At 33.1% G+C, this 19,745-nt stretch carries 19 protein-coding genes and 1 other annotated feature; of the genes, 4 read left to right on the top strand and 15 right to left on the bottom strand.

Translation table 11 applies throughout. The features are described 5' to 3' along the window. Positions 1–59 precede the first annotated feature (59 nt). The gene (locus tag MHH85_RS07160; RefSeq protein ID WP_340706457.1) at positions 60–1,100 is read left to right on the top strand and encodes an LCP family protein; all 1,041 of its coding nucleotides are present in this window, start codon (positions 60–62) and stop codon (positions 1,098–1,100) included. Positions 1,101–1,185: 85 nt separating this feature from the next. Here MHH85_RS07160 and MHH85_RS07155 read toward each other — a convergent pair whose 3' ends face one another. Then, positions 1,186–2,424: an MFS transporter gene (locus MHH85_RS07155; RefSeq protein ID WP_340706456.1), complete on the bottom strand. Its 1,239-nt coding sequence runs from the start codon at positions 2,422–2,424 to the stop codon at positions 1,186–1,188. A 163-nt stretch (positions 2,425–2,587) separates the two neighbouring features. Further along, on the bottom strand, positions 2,588–3,472 hold the full coding sequence (locus MHH85_RS07150; RefSeq protein WP_340706455.1) for a phosphotransferase family protein: 885 nt from the start codon (positions 3,470–3,472) through the stop codon (positions 2,588–2,590). Between the two features lie 520 nt (positions 3,473–3,992). Here MHH85_RS07150 and MHH85_RS07145 point away from each other — a divergent pair. Further along, positions 3,993–4,271: a hypothetical protein gene (locus MHH85_RS07145; protein ID WP_340706454.1), complete on the top strand. Its 279-nt coding sequence runs from the start codon at positions 3,993–3,995 to the stop codon at positions 4,269–4,271. 171 nt (positions 4,272–4,442) lie between these two features. Here the strand turns inward: MHH85_RS07145 and MHH85_RS07140 are convergent, their stop codons facing one another. Beyond that, on the bottom strand, positions 4,443–5,441 hold the full coding sequence (locus MHH85_RS07140; RefSeq protein WP_340706453.1) for an NADP-dependent oxidoreductase: 999 nt from the start codon (positions 5,439–5,441) through the stop codon (positions 4,443–4,445). Between the two features lie 30 nt (positions 5,442–5,471). After that, a complete protein-coding gene (locus tag MHH85_RS07135; RefSeq protein WP_340706452.1) occupies positions 5,472–5,807 on the bottom strand; it encodes an ArsR/SmtB family transcription factor in 336 nt (111 codons plus the stop codon). A 347-nt stretch (positions 5,808–6,154) separates the two neighbouring features. Between MHH85_RS07135 and MHH85_RS07130 the strand changes: the two genes are divergently transcribed. Further along, positions 6,155–6,658, top strand: a complete 504-nt coding sequence (locus MHH85_RS07130; RefSeq protein WP_340706451.1) for a hypothetical protein — start codon at positions 6,155–6,157, stop codon at positions 6,656–6,658. Positions 6,659–6,716: 58 nt separating this feature from the next. Here MHH85_RS07130 and MHH85_RS07125 read toward each other — a convergent pair whose 3' ends face one another. Further along, positions 6,717–7,367 (bottom strand): HAD family hydrolase, encoded by a 651-nt coding sequence (locus tag MHH85_RS07125; protein ID WP_340706450.1) that lies wholly within the window; start codon positions 7,365–7,367, stop codon positions 6,717–6,719. A 25-nt stretch (positions 7,368–7,392) separates the two neighbouring features. Further along, positions 7,393–9,075: an arginine--tRNA ligase gene (gene argS / locus MHH85_RS07120; protein ID WP_340706449.1), complete on the bottom strand. Its 1,683-nt coding sequence runs from the start codon at positions 9,073–9,075 to the stop codon at positions 7,393–7,395. A 109-nt stretch (positions 9,076–9,184) separates the two neighbouring features. Next, positions 9,185–9,401: a binding site (T-box leader), on the bottom strand. A 1,016-nt stretch (positions 9,402–10,417) separates the two neighbouring features. On the opposite strand from argS, the gene MHH85_RS07115 reads away from it, so the two are divergent. Next, positions 10,418–11,692: an MFS transporter gene (locus tag MHH85_RS07115; RefSeq protein WP_340706448.1), complete on the top strand. Its 1,275-nt coding sequence runs from the start codon at positions 10,418–10,420 to the stop codon at positions 11,690–11,692. A 281-nt stretch (positions 11,693–11,973) separates the two neighbouring features. On the opposite strand, the gene MHH85_RS07110 is transcribed toward MHH85_RS07115, so the two are convergent. The 9 genes from MHH85_RS07110 to MHH85_RS07070 form a co-directional block, all read right to left on the bottom strand. Next, complete coding sequence (locus tag MHH85_RS07110) at positions 11,974–12,543, bottom strand: GNAT family N-acetyltransferase (protein WP_340706447.1); 570 nt, start codon at positions 12,541–12,543, stop codon at positions 11,974–11,976. 9 nt (positions 12,544–12,552) lie between these two features. Then, complete coding sequence (locus MHH85_RS07105) at positions 12,553–13,071, bottom strand: GrpB family protein (protein ID WP_340706446.1); 519 nt, start codon at positions 13,069–13,071, stop codon at positions 12,553–12,555. Positions 13,072–14,124: 1,053 nt separating this feature from the next. Further along, positions 14,125–14,313, bottom strand: coding sequence for a hypothetical protein (locus tag MHH85_RS07100; protein ID WP_340706445.1), 189 nt, complete (start codon positions 14,311–14,313; stop codon positions 14,125–14,127). A 108-nt stretch (positions 14,314–14,421) separates the two neighbouring features. Further along, positions 14,422–14,781, bottom strand: coding sequence for a hypothetical protein (locus MHH85_RS07095; protein WP_340706444.1), 360 nt, complete (start codon positions 14,779–14,781; stop codon positions 14,422–14,424). 152 nt (positions 14,782–14,933) lie between these two features. Next, a complete protein-coding gene (locus tag MHH85_RS07090; protein ID WP_340706443.1) occupies positions 14,934–15,509 on the bottom strand; it encodes a histidine phosphatase family protein in 576 nt (191 codons plus the stop codon). A gap of 318 nt (positions 15,510–15,827) precedes the next feature. Beyond that, complete coding sequence (locus MHH85_RS07085) at positions 15,828–16,457, bottom strand: GNAT family N-acetyltransferase (protein ID WP_340706442.1); 630 nt, start codon at positions 16,455–16,457, stop codon at positions 15,828–15,830. Between the two features lie 163 nt (positions 16,458–16,620). Next, positions 16,621–17,178 carry a hypothetical protein gene (locus MHH85_RS07080; protein ID WP_340706441.1) on the bottom strand — a complete coding sequence of 186 codons (558 nt, stop codon included), beginning with the start codon at positions 17,176–17,178 and terminating at the stop codon, positions 16,621–16,623. Positions 17,179–17,204: 26 nt separating this feature from the next. Beyond that, positions 17,205–17,378 carry a hypothetical protein gene (locus MHH85_RS07075; RefSeq protein ID WP_340706440.1) on the bottom strand — a complete coding sequence of 58 codons (174 nt, stop codon included), beginning with the start codon at positions 17,376–17,378 and terminating at the stop codon, positions 17,205–17,207. 407 nt (positions 17,379–17,785) lie between these two features. Continuing rightward, positions 17,786–19,726, bottom strand: coding sequence for a translation factor GTPase family protein (locus MHH85_RS07070; protein ID WP_340706439.1), 1,941 nt, complete (start codon positions 19,724–19,726; stop codon positions 17,786–17,788). Positions 19,727–19,745 lie beyond the last annotated feature (19 nt).

The following is a 19,745-nucleotide window of genomic DNA, read 5'->3' as shown; positions in this document are numbered from 1 at the left end:
TATTGATGTTAGTTTAAAGAACTATTAATTTTTAGATTAAATTTAGAGAGGAACTTACAATGAGAATGAAAAGAAATACACAAAAGAGAGAGAAATCTAAAAAGAAACTCTTGAAAGTAGTCAGAATAATAAGTATATCTTTATTCATAGCCATAATTAGTTATGGTGGTTTTATTTTTATAAAAATGAAAAATGCTTATGTTAGTTCAACAGTTAATTTAGAGAGAACTGGAGATAAATCAGATCTGAGAGAAGACGAAGTGACATTTAATGAAAATCCAATTTCAATATTGTTATTAGGAATTGAAGATTATTCTAGTAAAAAAAAGGATGGTCGAGCAGATACTCAAATGGTTATTACTTTAGATCCTAGTACAAATGTTATTAATATGGTTACCGTTCCTAGGGATACAAGGGTCAATATTGAAAATGCAGGGGAATTCTCAGGTATTCATAAAATGAATTCAGCTTATACATATGGAGATATTACAGGTTACGGAGCAGTTAAACTTCAAATAGAAACTGTTGAAAAATTCCTTAACATTCCAATAGATAACTTTATTGCAATTAACTTCGAAGGATTTCGTGACATAGTCGATGCTCTTGGTGGAGTTTCCTTAGATATTAAAACAGGTTTTTGGGAAGAAAATATTTATGATGGATCAAAGATAGAATTTAATGAGGGAAAATCTCACTTAACTGGTGAAGAGTCACTTGCTTTTGTAAGGATGCGAAAAAGAGCTGAAAATGCTATTTATTCCCGCGAAGAAAGACAAAGGCAGTTCTTAAAAGCAACGATTGATCAAGCAATATCAGCAGGAACAATATTTAAGATTGGTCAATTAACAGATATTCTTGGAAAAAATGTAGAAACAAATCTGTCGTTAAAAGAAATTTATGCACTGCAAAAAAAATATACAAAATCAAGCGATTTATCAATAAAAACTATAACAATTAAGGGTTCTGATAGAAGAGTCGACGGAAGCTTCTACTATATACCTGAAGAGAAAAGTCTAAAGAAAGTCAGCAAAAAATTACGTAATATACTCAAGTTAAATAATGAGAAAAATTTCATTACTAATGCCGATTTCGTAGAATAAATAGTATCTGATTGTTATTAAATTAAACAACCTGTCGCCGATGTGAAGTCCGTGACAGGTTGTTTTATGTTGAGAGACGAACATATTAAGTTGTTTCTCCCTTGTTCAACAATATCTCCGGATCACTCTTTAATTGAAAGCCCTTTTTCCAAGAAAGAATCACGAATCCAGAAGCTACAATCAATAGCCCACTAAGAATGATAAAGCAGTATATGATTAAATCTGAAGATACCAACTGAGTAAAGAGAGCAAGTAAGACGATCCTAAACAATAATCCAATTGAACGGAATAAACTATCCACTCTTCCAATGATTTCATTAGGAATTTGGTCCATCAAGAAAGAGTTTCTAGCAACTCGTGCTCCACTATTTCCTACTGCAATAAAAAACATAAACGATAAATACACGGGCAGATTCACTAGAACAATCAATGATATAGCAATGGTATAAGTAATAACACTAACAATGATAGTCTTTTCATTTCCTATTTTTCTCGCGAGAATGGGTACAAACATCCCAGCAATAATTGCGCCGAAAGCATAAATCATACTTTCAATCCCATAAGCACTTGCTGAAGCCTTTAATACATCCCTTAAATAAACCGGAAACAAATAGTTCGTGATCATCACACCAATAAAGGGCATTATCGAGAATACTAAAAACACGAACATAGTAGGACGAATCATCATATATCTTAATCCTTCACTAACTCTTTTTTTATCCGTTTTCTCTGTTTTATTGATTGGTTTCCCCATATAAGGAAGTTTCATATAAAAGTAGATAGCTGCCGCATATGATAGGACATCAAGTAACAAAATATAGTGCAAATCCCATTTCAATAATAAAATGCTCGCTAATGCTCCCGCTATCATACTTGAAAGCTGACTCTGAACTTCCATCGTACCATTCAATGCTTTGTATTGATCTTTATTAAAAATTTCTTGATTTAAAGCAAACATAGTAGGAAAAAAGATGGTGTAATATAAACTTCCTATCATATAAATGATAGTGTAATGCCATACCTCATAAGGTAAACCGATAAATCCTATTAATGTGAAAAGCATTAATAATAGAAAGCATACAAATTCACTTATTAGTAGTATTTTCTTTCGATTCATCTTGTCGACTAGGTTCCCTATAAACGGCGTAATAAGAAAGTTAATAATTGTCATACATATTGATATGTATCCAAACACAGTATTGCCATTCTCACTAGATACTAGCATCCATGGTATAGCGATCATCGTAATACCTGAACCAATCGAAGAAGCGATATTAGCAAAAATAATCAAACGAAAACGAGAATCATTATATAAATCCCTCATATTAAAGTACCCCTTTTATCCAGTGAGTTTAATCCAATACTCCCCAGCTATTTAGTACTTTTACTATAATGGAAAATCCCAATTTCAAATTCAATCATAAGTTCGAATTTCAACTCGTACAATTGACCGAAAATACAGAAATCATTTTGTGGTTTTGAAATAATTACAACATCAAATTTTTTAATATATTAACACTCTCATCATAAAAATCCTTATGTTTCACTATCCCTCTCCTACTACACCAAGCAATTGATCCAATAGCATCTAATAAGGAATAGAACGGAAGTATTTTGTCTAAATCAATGATTGGACGGATACTCTCATAACCCTGCATATAAGCATCACGAGTTCCAGGGTGGTTACTCCAAATATCTCTATTTATTTTAGTAAAATCTATTTCCGTAGAACCTGCTCTCGCACTTTCGAAATCAATGATGCCAGCTACTCCGGAGTCGTTGATTAATATATTGCCTGGACGAAAATCTAGATGCACTAAGCAAGGACCATCTGGTTTGGGTAAATCATTGTATAGATTGTTGAATCTATTTTCACTTTTTTCAATGAGCTTTGTAGGTAAGAGTTCCCCACATTGAACTAAGTACTGATTAAATAGATTTTTTATATATAATCTCCAGTCATTTTTCTCAAGATATTGAAAGCCATTTTGTTCTTCATACCCATAACTTTGGAAACTCACTTCATGAAGCTGTGCATGATTTAGGCCGATTTGGTAAGCAAGCCGAGCATCAACTTTGCTTGTACAAGGTACACCCTTTATCTCTGAAAGTAGCAAAGCTCCACTATCCGCTTCATCACCTACCCAATAATCTAACACACGAGGAACAGGCAAATCTGATTCTAGCTTTTTTAGAATCGTATATTCACGAAACAGTTTATCTTTTGTAAATGGGATTTTAATATACACATTCTCATTATTCGTCAGACTGAGCTTATACACCTCTGAACTAAAAGACTCCGGGACATTTTCTATGGATTTAATATTTAATTTAAAATGATCCATTACAGTTTGTAATTGTGTGCTCTGCATAAAATCCTCCTTTTGAATGTAGTACAGTTAAGATATATACAAATTTAAACAATATTTTAGTTCATATCTATTATATCTCAAATAGTTTAACTATTGGAGTAGATCATTTAGCGCTACTCAAGGACTCTTTGGTGGTGCTGCTCTCGGGCTCTTTGGCGCTGCTCGGGCTTGCTTTAGCGCTACTCACCGACTTTGGCGCTGCTCGAGCTCTTTTTAGCGCTTCTCTCAGGCTCTTTGGCGCTACTCAGGATTCTTTTAGCTCTACTCGCAGGCTTTAGCGATACTCGAGCTCTTTTTAGCGCTACTCGCGGATTCTTTAGCGCTACTCTCGGGCTTTAGCGATACTCGAGCTTCTTTTAGCGCTACTCGCGGGATCTTTGGCGCTATTCGCGGGCTTTAACGCTACTCGAGAACCTCCCACAAAGTTATCTTTTCAATTTTGACTTTCTTAATAAAGATATGCTAATTTTAAATAAGGTTAATTTTACCATATAAGTAAATTGAGGAGGTTTTATTGTCTATGTCAATTGCTCAATTTTACGCCATCATTATATTTGCTATAAGTTTAATTGGCGTATTTTTCATAAAACGAATCGGTAAGTACATTTATGCGTTTATATTATTCGAAATTGGAATAGTCCTTATAATAGTAACTGGTTTTCTTCCTATTGATAATTGGGGTAAGATGGGTTACGGAATAATCGGTATTTCTGTAATGGGTTTGGCAATAGTAGCGGTAATACTAATTGGAGTAACCTCTTTGATATTTAGTTATTTCAAGAAAGATTCCTCTTATTAATGGTGATATAAAAACAGTAATCCTAAACTCTATTGTTTATTTTGCTATAAAAACAAAAGCCTTATTACATTTGACATGTAATAAGGCTTTTGATAGTTATGTTATATAGTATTGATCTATACAAAATTTCATTGATTAAAAAGTAAAATATATATGTTGCTTAGTTATAAACTATTTTATTTTAACAATTATTTTTCCTTTAGCTCTTCCTACTTCCGAATATTCCATTGCCTTTTGAGTATCTTCAAAACTAAAAACTTTATCAATTACAGGAGTGATTCCTCCCGATTCAATAATGTTTGCAATAATACTTAATTGATTGCCATTTGGCTTCATATATAAAAACGTATATTGAGCATTCTGTTTTTTCTCAAGTGTAGTTAGTTTATAACTTGCTGCTGAAAACAACATTGCTTTAAAGATTCCTAAATCATATTCTCTAGCAAAACGAGCATTTGGTAAACCCGAAACAGAAACAATTTTCCCTCCGCCTTTTATAACATTGAATGATTTTTCTAGTACCTTTCCCCCAAGTGTATCAAAAACGGCATCATAATTGTTTAGTCTATCTTCAAACTTTTCAGTCTTGTAATTAATAATCTCATCTGCACCCAAAGATTTTACTAAATTCATACCCGCATCACTAGTTGTCGTTGCAACAGTAGCCCCCATTAATTTGGCCAGTTGAATTGCAAATGTACCTACACCACCTGCCCCAGCTTGAATCAGTATTTTTTGTCCTTTTTGTAATTGTATTATGTCATGCAACGCTTGGTATGAGGTAAGGCCCACAAGTGGAATCGATGCAGCTTCCTCAAAGCTCAAATTTTTAGGCTTTAAAGCTATGTCGTTTTCATGAATTGCTAAAAATTCTGCAAAAGTTCCAATTTTACTTTTTCGTGGGCGTCCATATATTTCGTCTCCAACTGTAAAACGATTCACTTTTGCCCCAACCTTAACTACTACACCCGAAAAGTCATTCCCTAAAATAAGTGGCATTTTATATTTAGTCAATAATTTCACTTTTCCATCACGGATTTTAAAGTCTATTGGGTTAATGCTAGCGGCCTGGATTTCCGTGAGCACCTCGTAATCGCCAATTTCAGGTAGAGGCATTTCTGTTAAATGTATTGGTACTTTCCCGTATCTATCTATAACCATTGCTTTCATTGCATATACCTCCACGTAAAATCTAATCTATTACTTAGTTTCAATGATCAACTTTTCAATATCATATATAAGATTTTTTAATAAACTTATTTTTGTACTAACATCAATATAATAAAAGTTTTTTGTGCCCTCTTTACGCATAATAATAATACCTGCTTCTCTCAATACCCTTAGATGATGTGAAACGGAAGGACGAGAAAGATGTGTTTGTTGAGTGATTTCACCTACACGTAATCCATTTTTGCAATCGGTTCCCATTAGAACTAACAAGATAGATTGACGAGTTTCATCGCCAATTGCCAATAGTACTTTCTGACAATTAATAAAATCTTCTTTAATTAGCTTTAATTGATCATTTTTATTCATTCTATCTAATACCTCCGATGATCCAACAACTAGTTTTAAACAAATCAACCACAGTAATGACTATAAGAATAAACAATAGAAACTATCTATGCAATATTGAGAAAGAAAATCGAGATGAACTATATCTCACTATTCCATTTACTACAGCAAACTTACTTCTTTAATTCAATTAAATCAATTAATTTTATAGGATTTAAAAACTAGCCATTTAAGATAGAAATACATCAATTGAAAGGGATTTTTAAATATCTGTAGAATTTCAATTAAAAGACTAAACAAAATATTAATACTCAGAATTCAACTTAATGACAAGCATAATTTATTAATGATTGGTGAGGAGGGATTACGTGAAGCCAGGAAAGATTCTGCTATTTATATTCGCATTTTTCTTATCAGGTTGTGGATTAAATAATAATACAAATGATGTGATGCCTGAAGAAATGCCTAGTGACTTTGATTTTTCAGTTAAATTCGGTGTTGGAAAAAGGAATGAAATCGATACTTTTGAAGGAAAGATTACGAAGGATTTAGTAGATGATGGAACAGCAACAATAATTCTACCTATTACAATAGAAGAAAAGGCGAAAATTTATGAGAAAATGAAAACCATCAATATTATAAGCATGAAAGATTTAGTTCCTAAAACTGAATGTATGACAAAACCCTATAGTGAAGATGAATGGAAAATCACTATTGATGGAGAAACGATAACAACATCTATTTCTGGAGCATATTGTGAAAAAGCAATTGATGAAAATAAACTGATTGATATAAGAAATTACATACGAAATATTGTTCAAAGTAAAGGTGAATATAAAAAGCTCCCAGAAGCAACAGGTGGATATGAATAATTAGTTGTCTTATAAACATGTGAAAACGCTTGGAAGTCTATCCAAGCGTTTTCATGTATTAATTAGTTAATATAAAGACTAGTTCTTCTATATTACTTACAATATAAGTTGGTTCCTCTAATGCCAATTCCTCTTTACTACCGTACCCATAAAGAACACCGATATTGGCTATGCCTTCCTTCTTCGCCCCGATTAGATCATGCTTACGGTCACCAATCATTATGATTTCACTTTTATCTGGAGAGGATAGTTGTAAAAGCACTTCATGAATTACTTCAGCCTTTGCAATTCTAGTACCATCTAAATTACTTCCTACTATTACATCAAAATATTGAGCCAATTTAAAATGTTGCAATATTTTCTCAGCAAAGACAGTTGGTTTAGATGTGGCAACAGCTAATGTTTTTCCTTTTTTCTTCAGCGTTTCAAGAAGCGTTTTGATTCCAGGATAGACTTCATTTTCATATAAGCCGTGCTGTTTAAATCTTTCACGATAATATCCGATTGCTTCATTAGCTTGCCGTTCATTTAAACCGTAATAGGCTTGAAAAGATTCTTGCAAAGGTGGTCCAATGAATAAATCTAATTTTGAGTAATCAACTACTTCAATATTCATCTTATCTAAAGCGTATGCGACACTTTTAGTAATTCCGACTTTTGGATCCGTTAATGTTCCATCTAAATCAAATAATATATATTGGTAAATCATTCGTCCCACTCCCCCCCAATATTAGCTACATCTCTTCTGGTGCTTGAATTCCTAATAAACGCAACCCTTCTTCTAGCACGATAGCAACACTAGCGCATAATGTTAGTTTTACATGTATTGTAACATTATCTTCTAGTATTCTTGTGTGGGCATAATACTTATTAAACGCTCTAGAAAGTTCGATTAAAAACTTGGCAATTTGTGAAGGATCTGCAAGCTCAAACGCTTTCGCCACCACTTCTGGGAATCCTTTAAGCGATATGACAACAGGCCAAGCTTCATCAGATAACCCCTCAAATTGGCTTGTTTTAATATTGTACTGACCTTTACGTAGTAGTGAACAAATCCGTGCATGCGTATATTGCACATATGGACCTGTCTCCCCTTCAAAATTCAGCATTTCTTCAAGTGAAAACTCAATATCATTCATACGATGATTTTTTAAATCGTGGAAGATTACTGCTCCTGTTCCTACCACTTTCGCTATCTCTTCTTTTTGCTTTAGGTTTGGATTTTTTTCCTCAATATTCTTACCTGCTAATTGGATAGCGTCATTTAATACTTCTTCAAGTAATACAACTTTCCCTTTACGAGTAGACATTTTTTTCCCGTCTTTTAGCATCATGCCAAACGGAATATGCTGTAACTCTTTTGCCCAACCATACTTCATTTTCTCCAATACGTTAAATAGCTGTTTAAAATGTAGAGATTGTTCATTTCCTACGACGTAAAATGATTTTGTTGAATTATATGTTTCATTTCTATATAGGGCTGCCGCTAAATCTCGAGTCGCATATAGTGTTGTGCCATCCGTTTTCTTTATCAAACAAGGCGGCATATTTTCTAAATTTACAACCATTGCACCGTCCGATTCTTCAAGCAATCCCTGTTCAGCTAATAATTCAACAACTCTATCCATTTTGTCATTATAAAATGCTTCGCCAGCAAACGAATCGAAACGTATACCTAGTAATCCATAAACCTGTTCAAATTCCTTTAGTGATGCTTTTCTAAACCATTGCCATAATTGCAGTGCTTCTTCATCACCTTGCTCCAACTTTTTAAATGCTGCACGTGCTTGATCATTCAATGAGTCATCTTGCTCTGCCACTTCATGAAATTTAACATAAATCTTCAATAATTCACGAACTGGAGATTGTTCAATCAGCTCTTTATTTCCCCATAGATGATAAGCGACAATCAACTTACCAAATTGAGTACCCCAATCTCCTAAATGATTGATACGCACTACTTCATAGCCATTTTTTTCTGCAATATTAGCTACTGCATTACCGATAACTGTTGATCGTAAATGCCCCATTGAAAAAGGCTTTGCAATATTAGGGGATGAAAAATCAATCGTAATCGTTTGACCTTCTCCATGTTTTTGCTGTCCATATGCCGATTGTGAGGAAACTATACTAGATAATACCTCTTTCGAGATTTCCGATTGCTTTAAAAAAATATTCACATACCCTCCAACTGCTTCAACCTTTTCTATAAAGTCATTAGAAATCTTCTCACTTATTTCTTTAGCAATTATATTTGGTGATTTACGGAAAATTTTCGCTAATGTAAAGCAAGGAAAAGCATAATCACCTAAATGTGCAAACTTCGGCTTTTCTATTGTTTGTTCAATATCACTTTTTGCTAATTGACCTTCTACTGCTTCAAACAATGAATTGACTATCATTTGTTTATCTTTCATTCTATTTTCCCCCTCAAATAATAAAATACATTTTGCATTCAAAGCTAAGTTCAGTTGATACACTGCCGTAATGGTACGAAAAAGCAATAAAAAAAGCCCCCGTCTCAAAACAAGAGACGAGAGCATAGTTCCCGTGGTACCACTCTAGTTGCCACAATATGTGACCACTTTCTATTGTTAACGAGGTGACTCCCCGATCTTTTCTACTGCTATTTCAAAAAGTTTCTCCAAAGTGCGCTTCATTCATGTTCCATGTATTAGGCTCCCACCATCCCTAACTCGCTTGACATTTCCCCATAAACTACTCTCTTTATCAAAGAATTTTTTTATTAAATTGTAACTATGGTATATTTAATTTGTAAATAAGTCAATGTTTGAGAAAAAAATATAACTATTAATTTATTTTTACATAAAAATTTCAAACCAATTTCTGGTATAAATCAAAATTTTAATAAAAAATTCAACTGATTGTCAAAGATTTTCCGATTAGTACTTAGTCATAATACTTTATTACAAAATTATAAAAAAGCACACTCGATTCCGTCGAATTTCTCGACTTTAATTTTACCTCATTTTAGATGAATATTTCAAACCAATTTCCTTTTATGTTTAGTAATATTCAATTCAATTTCGAATATTTTTGTATATCATATTCCAATTAAAAAACTCTTATCTAGTTCGTTCTTTCCTATATAAATAACAAGTATTTGAACGTCATTAATCTAAGTAGGTCTGATGATAAACTTAAAGCAGATTAAACCTCTCCACCTTATACTTTAGAAAGCTAACATTCCTCTATTTTTGACATACCTATTTATTTAGTCGCCCAACATATAACCTAGTCATAATATCAACCAATAATAAATTAGAAACAAACTCTATTAATTGAATGATGGTCTCATACAAACTCCTAAAAAATACAAGTCTATTTTCCTTCGAAACTGAGAAATTCATATTATTGACACAAATATTTTAATCGTATACTATTGAGACGTAAAGTAACTTGGAATCAAAAAGTTACCATGTTTAAAACGGTGCAGGAGGTAGAACTAAGTATTTAAGTTCATGGGTAATAGAGTTTCAAATCAAAGTAAAAATTAATTGATTAAGAAGTACTCAAAACTACATAATCATTTTGAGTCCTTATAAATTTTTTTACGAAGACAATTATGTATTGAAAATATTTAAAGGGTATTTTATTTTTTAATGCTTTCTATAAATTTCATTAAAGAGATTTTGGGGAATAGAAAGTAAAATTAGACAAGCTCAAGTATTTTACTCAAAAAGCAGTCTGATAAGGTAAGTATATAGGTTAAAAAAACAAGAAAAAGAGGTACAATACGTGAGCACAAATAAGAAAAAAATCCACTACGCATGGTGGTTATTATTAGGTTTATCTATTATGGTCGGTTTGGCTAAAGGCGGAATCATGACTGCAGGAGGATTATTTTTAACTCCAGTAACTCAAGATTTAGGTATTGGAATGGGTAGTCTAACACTTTACTTTAGTATTTCTTCAATTGTAACTATGATTTTCCTACCATTCGCTGGTAAGATCATTGCTAAGTATGATATTAGAACAGTTTTAGTAACAGCAGTTATTTTACAAGCGGGTTCGTTCGCAATGTTTGGTTTAATGAACTCTGTATGGGGTTGGTACTTATTCTGTATCCCAATGTCAATCGGTTCAATTTTTGTAACTCAAATCGCAGGTCCAGTATTAATCAACAACTGGTTTAAAAAACATAACGGTTTAGCAATCGGTATCATGGTTGCATCAGGTGGTATTTTCGGAGCTATCTTACAACCTATGGCTGGTAACTTAATTGCTAGTGAAGGTTGGAGAATGACTTACTTCATCCTTGGCGGTATTGTAATAGCAATCGTTGTACCAATCGTATTATTAACAATTAGAATGTCTCCTAAACAAAAAGGTTTACAACCATTAGGTTTAGAAGTTGATATTAAAACAGAAGATGCATCTTCTGTTAAAGTTGAATCTAATACAAATACAGGTATTTCAGCTGCAATCGCTAAAAAATCAAGTGCATTTTATGCATTATTATTATTCTTCTTCTTTATTACTGCTATTAGTAGTTTTGGTCAACACGTTGCTCCTTTTGCAATGGGCTTAGGCTATGATGTTAAATTTGCTGGTGGAGCAATGGGCTTCTGGCAAGTAGGTGTTCTGATCGGTGCATTAGCATTCGGTATTTTAAGTGATAAAATTGGAGCAAAAAACACAGCTATTTTCGCGATGTTATTAGGTTTAGTTCCAATCGCAATTCTGCTAACTGTCCCTGACAATTCTACAATGTTCTCATTAGCTATTGGTATTTATGGATTTGTTGTTGCATCACTTGGTACATTAGGACCGCTATTAACTACAGCTATCTTCGGTAACAAAGAATACGGTCAAATTTACGCTTCTGCAGTTATCGGTTTAGCAGTTGCTGGTATCGTTGCATTACCTGGTTACGGATATGTGTTCCAATTAACTGGAAGCTACACTTATGTACTATACGCAATTGCATTCATGCTAGTTATTAATGTAGTGTTAATCATTATGGCATTTATCGGTAAAAAGAAACTAGTACAAGCAGGTCATTGGAAATAATCACTTTGTATCTCCCTTAACACATAAGTGAATTCTTCCCTTTAAATTAATTTTTCTAGATAAATTGTTTACTTCACTATTTCATCAATCTTACTAACGAATTTGAAAATAATAACTCACATTCTAATCAATCCGTTTCAAACACTCTGAAACAAATAGAGAGAATAAATAGACCTTATTGAGCACTTCTAAGTTGACTTGGTTATATAAAACCATTGCAACTTGGAAGTGTTTTTTTACTATTAACTTTAACTTTTCTTTACAGATTTGTAGAAAGGTTTTCAAATCACCTGTTTATACTCTTCTCTCAAAATAGAATACAATTTTAAATCATGATGGGTTCCTTTAACTAATAGCCCTTTTCGAATTATTCCTTCATAAGACATACCGACTTTCTCCATAACCCGAGCTGAACCTACATTCTTAATCAAACATTTCGCTTGAATTCGTACTAAATCCATTTCCTCAAAACCAAATGCAATTACTGCTTTGGCTGCTTCAGTAACAATGCCTCTCCCCCAATAAGCTTGTGAAATTGCATAACCTATTTCAGCTATTTGTTGTTTTGGCTGCCAAGATACGAAATCTATTGTCCCAATTAATATACCTGTCTCTTTATCTTCAATGCCCCAAAGAGCATATTGATCAAACTCGTATTTATTTAATATAAATCGCACAAATTCTTCTGTATCTGCTAAACTTTCATGTTTGTTCCAAGTACAGTTCCGTGCAACTTCCTCATTCGAACAATATGTATGCATATCATTTAAGTCTTCAAATGAAATTTTTCTTAGAATTAGACGTTCTGTTTCTAAAATAGGTAGCTTACTGTAGACATCTTCCATTTTCATCACATCACCTCATTTCAAGTTTTCATACCAATGTAACGCTTTTTGTTCAATTTCACTAGCAAAAGACGATTTCCCTTGTATATATGCCTCCATATTAAATGGATATTGTGATGCATTCGCTTGTTTTATTCGACCATATTTTGTAGCTTCAGCAGGATGGTTTCTTAAATAATCTCGGAAGGCAAGATGTCTTGAAATGCCCTCATTTCCTACTTCATAAAAGTGGAGATGATGTGTGCGATTGTCACCACCTTTTGTAAAATAACGTCGTCCTGGAAGACCATACTCCCCTTTAGCTACATAACCTATTTCTTCTAATCTCTCATTAAATTGATCAACCAGTTCAATATGATAAACTACTGGCATTATATCAATTACAGGTTTCGCAGGAAGGTTTTCAACGGAAGTACTACCAATATGAAAGATATCATGAATCTCATCACGTAGAATATTCCTTATCATCTTTTGTTCTCTGTCGAATAATACAATCCATTCTTGATCAAATTCTACAACTTCAACCTTTCTCATTTTCCACCTCTATTTTGACAACCTTTTAAATTCAATATATTCAGTCTATTATAATCATAACATACTTCTTTAAACTATCTATCAAATTGCGTTATCTTATAAACATCAGTATAAATGAACAAAATCAAAATCCCCAACACAATAAAAATGAGCGTAATTCCATTCTCCGGAATAAACTGCATACCCCAAATAAATAAACTAGCAATCATTCCACCAATTACACTCATCAAGCCTAATATAGATAAATGCGTTCCTCTGGAATCAAATTAGGTACTATAGATTGGAGAGTGGGCTTAAATAGTAGTGTGACACATGACAGGATCATTAATCATTTAAAGACTACAATATTATGTAACTAACTAATGATATTTCAATAAGAATCATCAAAAATTAATAATTGATTCTAAAGATTCGTTTAATCGCACAATACTAGTATTATAATGATTTTAGTTCCACTAAATAATAGATAATTATAATTTTTTATGTCTTTCTATTCAAAAACGAGTTGTCAAAATCATTATATTATTCTGTTAACAAACCTTATCGCTATTCCATCTTAGGTTTTTTTGTATATAATGGAGAGACACCCACTTTTAGGTGTAAATAAAAAGATAAAGGAAGTGAAGGTTTATGATTACTTTACGCATTCACAAGGAAAATTCAGAATACGTGGTGAAACGGAGCAGTAACCAAAATGCCGATCAATATTCTGTGCACTCTGCTGAGTCACTCTATGAAAGTTTGTTTCATTTAGGTCGCAAAATGCATATTAGTAATATCCATTTCAACATTCCACATGATTTTAAATCCAAATTAATTTCTTTTCTATCCGTCGAATTTCCTGCCGAGCTTTACGATTATCATATTAAGATTATTGACTAAACCGTTACCTCATTGATTATATCTTCTAGAAGCGACAGTCAGTAACCATCTAGGTGCGATTTTAAATCGTTCCTGATGGTTCAATTATACATATTGTATCATCTTACCAAAATACCGACATAGGCCTCCTAGCGCCCTGTCAGTATTCTTTCTTATTACTATAGGCTATCATTAATCTTTAAATTGGAGCCCCTTTTCATGAAGCGCTCCTTTTAATACTCCTATAGATTTAGGTCCCATACCATGAAGCGCCTTTAATGTCTTTTCATCAATTGTTGTTAATTGCTCCAATGTCGTGATTCCTACGCTATTAAGTGCTCTTACCGCTGGCTTTGATACACCTTTTGGCCAAATTTGCATGACTTCACCCCTATTTTCATTTTGAGTTGCAAAAAATACAGTTTACCACTCTTTTACTTCGGTTTCATTTGTCTTCAATACCTCAGATCTGATTTTATTAATTAGTTATTACACCAAAAAGATTACAATAAAGATTAAAGAGAAAATAATAAAACTGCTTAGAATAAATATCAATTGTAATCTCGAAAATATTCTCAAAGTACTTCGTTTTTTCATCTCCCCAATTATCTTTGCAACTTTTATATTCATTGGAATAAAGAATACCGTGAATAGCACACTAATAAGTAATAAGACCAGTATAATTGAAATAAAGGGTGGTATATTTAATTCCCAAAGAAAAACCGATACAACAAATACAGGAACACCCATCCACCACTCAAAGCTAAAGAATAATAACACAATGGCAATAATCAGTAACATAATATCTTTTTTTAGAAATTCAACATAAGCTTTACCATATATACTCATAACTGATCCCTTCCTTCAATAGAATTCTGTCAGTTTTTTCGTTTAGTGGACTAGTATTTAGATAACCTTAGTATCATCGAGTACCCCTTTTTCCATGATGTGATATAACAAGTTTATAGAAAATACATAATTTACTTTTATCGGATTGTGATTCAACACTTCACTGAAAACCATCCAGTTTCTTTTGGGAAATCATTTCGAGTTAGCTTTTGCCCAGAAAGCATTTGTCGATAAGAAGTAATTGTACCGTCGTGTGACACTATATAAATTTTTTCTTTATGTAACTTTTTACAATCACCGATAAACTTTTCAGCAAGGTTGGTGAATTGATGTTCTGTAAGAGTATTGATACCATCCGACCAGAGTTCAATTGATGCCTTACTATCTATTTCAAAAGTTGGGTAATCCTGTTCAATAATTTCTAAATCAATTATCTTATCACAAGGCAATGTATTCATGCTTGAGTGAATGGGGAAAATTCTTGGTGCTACTAATGGGCTTACAATCTTACGGCAATTATTATTTTCGCTCCAAATAAATACTGTTTCAAGCGTTCTGCTAATCGGACTAATAATTATTACATCTTCATCTGTTAGCGGAAATTGATTTCTTAACAACAATGCTTGTTCTTTTCCTGTAGAAGTTAATGCTGGGTTTTCTATTTTCAGACTTTTAGGTAGATCCAATGTATGTTCACCTTGGCCATGACGAATAAATACCAACTCCATTTAACTCCTCCTATTCTATTGTTAACACTTTTAATCAATCCATTGATTTTACACTTTAAAAACTTTATTATCCAATTATACCAAAATAATATTAAAGATAATATAAATCATCTTATTCTAGACTATATCTCATTTCTCGCTCTACCTTAGAGTTATTAAAAGTATTTTTAATAATAGAAAAGAATCCATTTTGATATTACAAAATGGATTCTTTTCTATTATATGTATTTATTAAGTCTTAATCACTGTTTTTCTCTAGCCATTTCATAAAGACGTTATTACGGGTTGTCCTACTTTTTTTGCTAAGTGTTTGCTGCCTTATGACTCTTTGATATAGCCATAAACAGAGTAATAGCGATCATAATCGATCAACTCTAGACCGGCTTTGTTATATACTTCATACTTACCATCAACGATTACATAGTCATAGTTTGTTTTGTCTTCACCCACCCCTGTTATGGAAATTGAGCCTTCACTAAAATCTGCTTTTATTGGTTTTCTTAGACCTTTCTGAATACCAAATGCAACATAGTATTCACACTCTATTTCAAATCCTTGTTTTTTATAAAACTTGTTAGCAGCTTCATCATTTCTTGTAAAAAGCTCAATAAATTGTGGTTTATATTTATGTAATCTAGCTAGACCTTCATCATATAGCTTTTGAGCTATTCCTTTATTTTGGTGATCTGGATGAACTGCTATTAACTCTATGAAAGCACCTTTTTCTTTGCGCAAAAATGTAGCTTTATTTGATTCATCATCAATCAAAATATCTAGTATACCTATGACCTCATCATTTTCAATTGCGATTAATTCAATTGCTGTTTGATTTTCAAATTGCGGTTTCTTAGTGACCACATCTTCATACATAGCAGAATGTAAAAATGAAAGGACTCTACATCTCAGCCAACTCTCTTCGTACTTTTCTAAATATGATATAATCTCCATATTTTATATCACCTCTTATTTATTGTACATGGATGCGGGTCTTTTTTCTAGAATGGCATGAATTTAACACATGATTGAAGGATATTTACCTTACCCTCTCCCACATCTTGTTTATTTGATCGATCCTGAATTGGCATAACTTATTGCAATTGAATATTTTAAACTACAAATCACTATCTTCATGATTTAAAACCAAATCAGCTGGCATATATGGCAGTAACTTTTTAGCGGTATTTATTTTCCCATCCACAGTCTGAACAATTATACCAATTTCTGTTATTTTTAGGAATGTCTCTACTTCTTCTGCATTTAATTTGGGATAGTCTATATTATTCATTAAGTCATTTCCAAAGAAATGATTGAACGGGATTTCCTTTTTTTCACGTCCTATAATAATATCGATTTCCATTCCATTTAATGCATTTATATAAATAATTGGCATTATGTCTTCGAATTGCATTTTTGAATTAATCGTTGTTATTAATGTGTTATTAATTCTAATCACTTTCATTTTATTTACAATATCGTCTTCCAAGGGAAATAATTCATCAAAAACAACAGTACATGGATAGTCTATGATTTCAATAAGCACTTTTTTTAAGTTAATTTCTTGATGTTCTATTGAAAAACCTAAAACTATAATTGAAAAGTGCTGATCTTTTCTAAAATTTTCACCATTCCATATATTCGATGCATCCTGAATATGAAATTCATTATTCATTATGTTCTCCACTCCCTAAATAATCGTTATTTAATAATTTTATATCCATTTGGTGCTAAGAACCATGGTTGATGATGTCCTCCATTTGGAAGATGATAGTGCCAATACCCTGATTTTCTCTCTGTTTTAGCTGACTTCTTATTTTTATAAGGAGCAACCCATTTATCAATCGCAATTGAATCTCTTACTGCTTGCCCCAAATAATCTATACCACCTATTTTTCCGAACGTATTCCTCTTAGAATAATTGTATTGTTTTACCCCCTCCACGTCCTATGTCCAATATTACGGTTACTTTTCCCTTTTCTAATGCCCATTGCCTCATGCTAGTGTGCAGAATACCTAATTCTCAACATAATCGAGCCTATGGTTCCTGCAGGTTTTTTGGCTTGTTCTATCAAATGGTCTAGTAAGTTCAATTCTAACCACCATTAGCTCTTCATTTAAGAAAGAATAAATAAAAATGATAACCAAAGTTAAAACCGTTAAAAATTTAACATATTTTACCTGAAAATAAATAAAAAGCAGTGGCATTCCTATTTGAAAACCACTGCTTATATATATTTCTTCATATGTGGAAACTTCATGATAGAGTTAACCTTAGTACTCTACAAACAATGCATCGCTGCCTTCGCTTCTTCCCAAGGGACAGAATACCCCTTCCCTTTGGCACAGAAAATTGAAGTAGACGTATAATCAGGATCTGCATTCTTATCATATCCAATTTCTTCAATCACTTGTTCAGTATTATGGCATTGATCATAGCCAGCAAAATTAAGTGTAAGTGCACCTTTACCATTTGTGAAAGCAGCAAAGCTTGTGCTGTAATTCATAAAAGTGGCAACCGGAACGCGTCCTTTTATGACAACCTTGTCCCCTATGTTTTCAGGTGGATTAAAACGTCCGTGGGCTTGTTGAACATCTGACATTACACGTCCTATATGATCCATATCTACTTTAATCTTAAAATCATAATACGGTTCAAGTAAAATATTTTCCGCTTGCTCCAGACCTTGTCGTAATGCCCTATGCGTGGCTTCTCTGAAATCACCACCAGATGTATGCTCGTTACTTCCACGCCCTGTTAGTAGGGTTATTAACACGTCTGTAACTGCAGAGCCCGTTAGTAAGCCGTGATGGTTTCGTTCAATTACATGTTGATGGATTAAATTTTGATTGCCTACTGATAAATGATCTGCATGACATTTATTCACGAATGTAACTCCTGAACCTCTTTCAGCTGGTTCAATTTGTAGATGGACTTCTGCATAATGTCGCAGCGGCTCGAAATGTCCGTACCCGGTAACTGTTGCCCCAATCGTTTCTTTATACAAAATCTTCGGTTCGCCAAATGAAACTTTATATGAAAAACGCTCGCTTACAATCTGTTCTAGCACTTCAAGCTGAATAACGCCCATTACATGAACATGAATTTCTTGAAAATGCTCGTCCCAAAAGACATGGAGAGATGGATCTTCTGCATCCAAAATCTTAAAGCAACGAAACATTTCCTTTACATTAATATTTGAGTCGAAAATGACTTTCGATTTTAATGTAGGAACGAGTTCAAAAACTGCTTTTTCTCTGAGAACGCCAATACCTTCTCCTATTTCTAGACCACTTAAGCCTGTGACCGCGAAAAGTTCACCAGCTTGAACTTCATTGACTGTGGTGAATTTATTGCCATTGTACAAACGGATTTGAGTGATCTTTTCTGAGGTTTCTCCGTATTTCACTTCATCTCTTACTTGCATTGAACCACTTATGCATTTCATAAACGTCACTCGTTGGTCATTATCATCATGACGTATTTTATAAACCCGAGCAGCAAAATCACTGTCTTTACTATAAGAAGTCACTGTTAATTGATCTAATTTTAAAAAGAATTCCAACACACGCATATCCTTTAATGCAGAACCACTTGCTGAAGGGAAGATTTCGCCAGATTCAATCAGTTTTTTGAATGCTTCAAGCCATTTCACTTTGTCATAACCTGATTCCATATACAATTCCAGTAACTCTTCATCTCGCTCTGCAATAAATTCAATGAGCTCTTCTTGCATTTGTCCATCTTGGAAAGTAGTTGTTATATCACAAACATTTTCTGTTAAATTCGATCGGATTTCATTCAATACTGCTTCCGTATTGACACCATCTCTATCTGTTTTATTTAAAAAGAAAAAAGTAGGGATATTGTGTTTACGTAATAATTGCCACACCGTTTCTGTATGGCCTTCTACACCATCAATTGCACTGATTATTAAAATGGCATAATCCATCACTTGAATAGCGCGCTCCATTTCAGGTGAAAAATCGACATGCCCAGGTGTATCAATAATTGTATAAGTTTGATCGTTGTATGTAATAATGCCTTGCTCAGCAAAAACAGTTATACCACGCTCTCGCTCGACGGCATGATTGTCTAAAAAGGCATCCTTGTGATCGACCCGCCCCCTCTGGCGGATACTATTTGTATGAAAAAGTAACTGCTCGGAAAATGTCGTTTTGCCAGCATCAACATGGGCAAGTATCCCAATTGTTTTATACATATATGTTCCTCATTTCGTG

The organism is Viridibacillus sp. FSL E2-0187 (assembly GCF_038006425.1).
Lineage (GTDB): Bacteria > Bacillota > Bacilli > Bacillales_A > Planococcaceae > Viridibacillus > Viridibacillus arvi.
This window is presented reverse-complemented; position numbering and strand designations above follow the sequence as displayed.

Bases quoted from the DNA above. Each gene is read 5' to 3' on its own strand.
- MHH85_RS07160 (WP_340706457.1), top strand. From the start codon at position 60: ATGAGAATGAAAAGAAATACACAAAAGAGAGAGAAATCTAAAAAGAAA.
- MHH85_RS07155 (WP_340706456.1), bottom strand. From the start codon at position 2,424: ATGAGGGATTTATATAATGATTCTCGTTTTCGTTTGATTATTTTTGCT.
- MHH85_RS07150 (WP_340706455.1), bottom strand. From the start codon at position 3,472: ATGCAGAGCACACAATTACAAACTGTAATGGATCATTTTAAATTAAAT.
- MHH85_RS07145 (WP_340706454.1), top strand. From the start codon at position 3,993: ATGTCAATTGCTCAATTTTACGCCATCATTATATTTGCTATAAGTTTA.
- MHH85_RS07140 (WP_340706453.1), bottom strand. From the start codon at position 5,441: ATGAAAGCAATGGTTATAGATAGATACGGGAAAGTACCAATACATTTA.
- MHH85_RS07135 (WP_340706452.1), bottom strand. From the start codon at position 5,807: ATGAATAAAAATGATCAATTAAAGCTAATTAAAGAAGATTTTATTAAT.
- MHH85_RS07125 (WP_340706450.1), bottom strand. From the start codon at position 7,367: ATGATTTACCAATATATATTATTTGATTTAGATGGAACATTAACGGAT.
- argS (WP_340706449.1), bottom strand. From the start codon at position 9,075: ATGAAAGATAAACAAATGATAGTCAATTCATTGTTTGAAGCAGTAGAA.
- MHH85_RS07110 (WP_340706447.1), bottom strand. From the start codon at position 12,543: ATGAAAATGGAAGATGTCTACAGTAAGCTACCTATTTTAGAAACAGAA.
- MHH85_RS07105 (WP_340706446.1), bottom strand. From the start codon at position 13,071: ATGAGAAAGGTTGAAGTTGTAGAATTTGATCAAGAATGGATTGTATTA.
- MHH85_RS07100 (WP_340706445.1), bottom strand. From the start codon at position 14,313: ATGCAAATTTGGCCAAAAGGTGTATCAAAGCCAGCGGTAAGAGCACTT.
- MHH85_RS07095 (WP_340706444.1), bottom strand. From the start codon at position 14,781: ATGAGTATATATGGTAAAGCTTATGTTGAATTTCTAAAAAAAGATATT.
- MHH85_RS07090 (WP_340706443.1), bottom strand. From the start codon at position 15,509: ATGGAGTTGGTATTTATTCGTCATGGCCAAGGTGAACATACATTGGAT.
- MHH85_RS07085 (WP_340706442.1), bottom strand. From the start codon at position 16,457: ATGGAGATTATATCATATTTAGAAAAGTACGAAGAGAGTTGGCTGAGA.
- MHH85_RS07080 (WP_340706441.1), bottom strand. From the start codon at position 17,178: ATGAATAATGAATTTCATATTCAGGATGCATCGAATATATGGAATGGT.
- MHH85_RS07070 (WP_340706439.1), bottom strand. From the start codon at position 19,726: ATGTATAAAACAATTGGGATACTTGCCCATGTTGATGCTGGCAAAACG.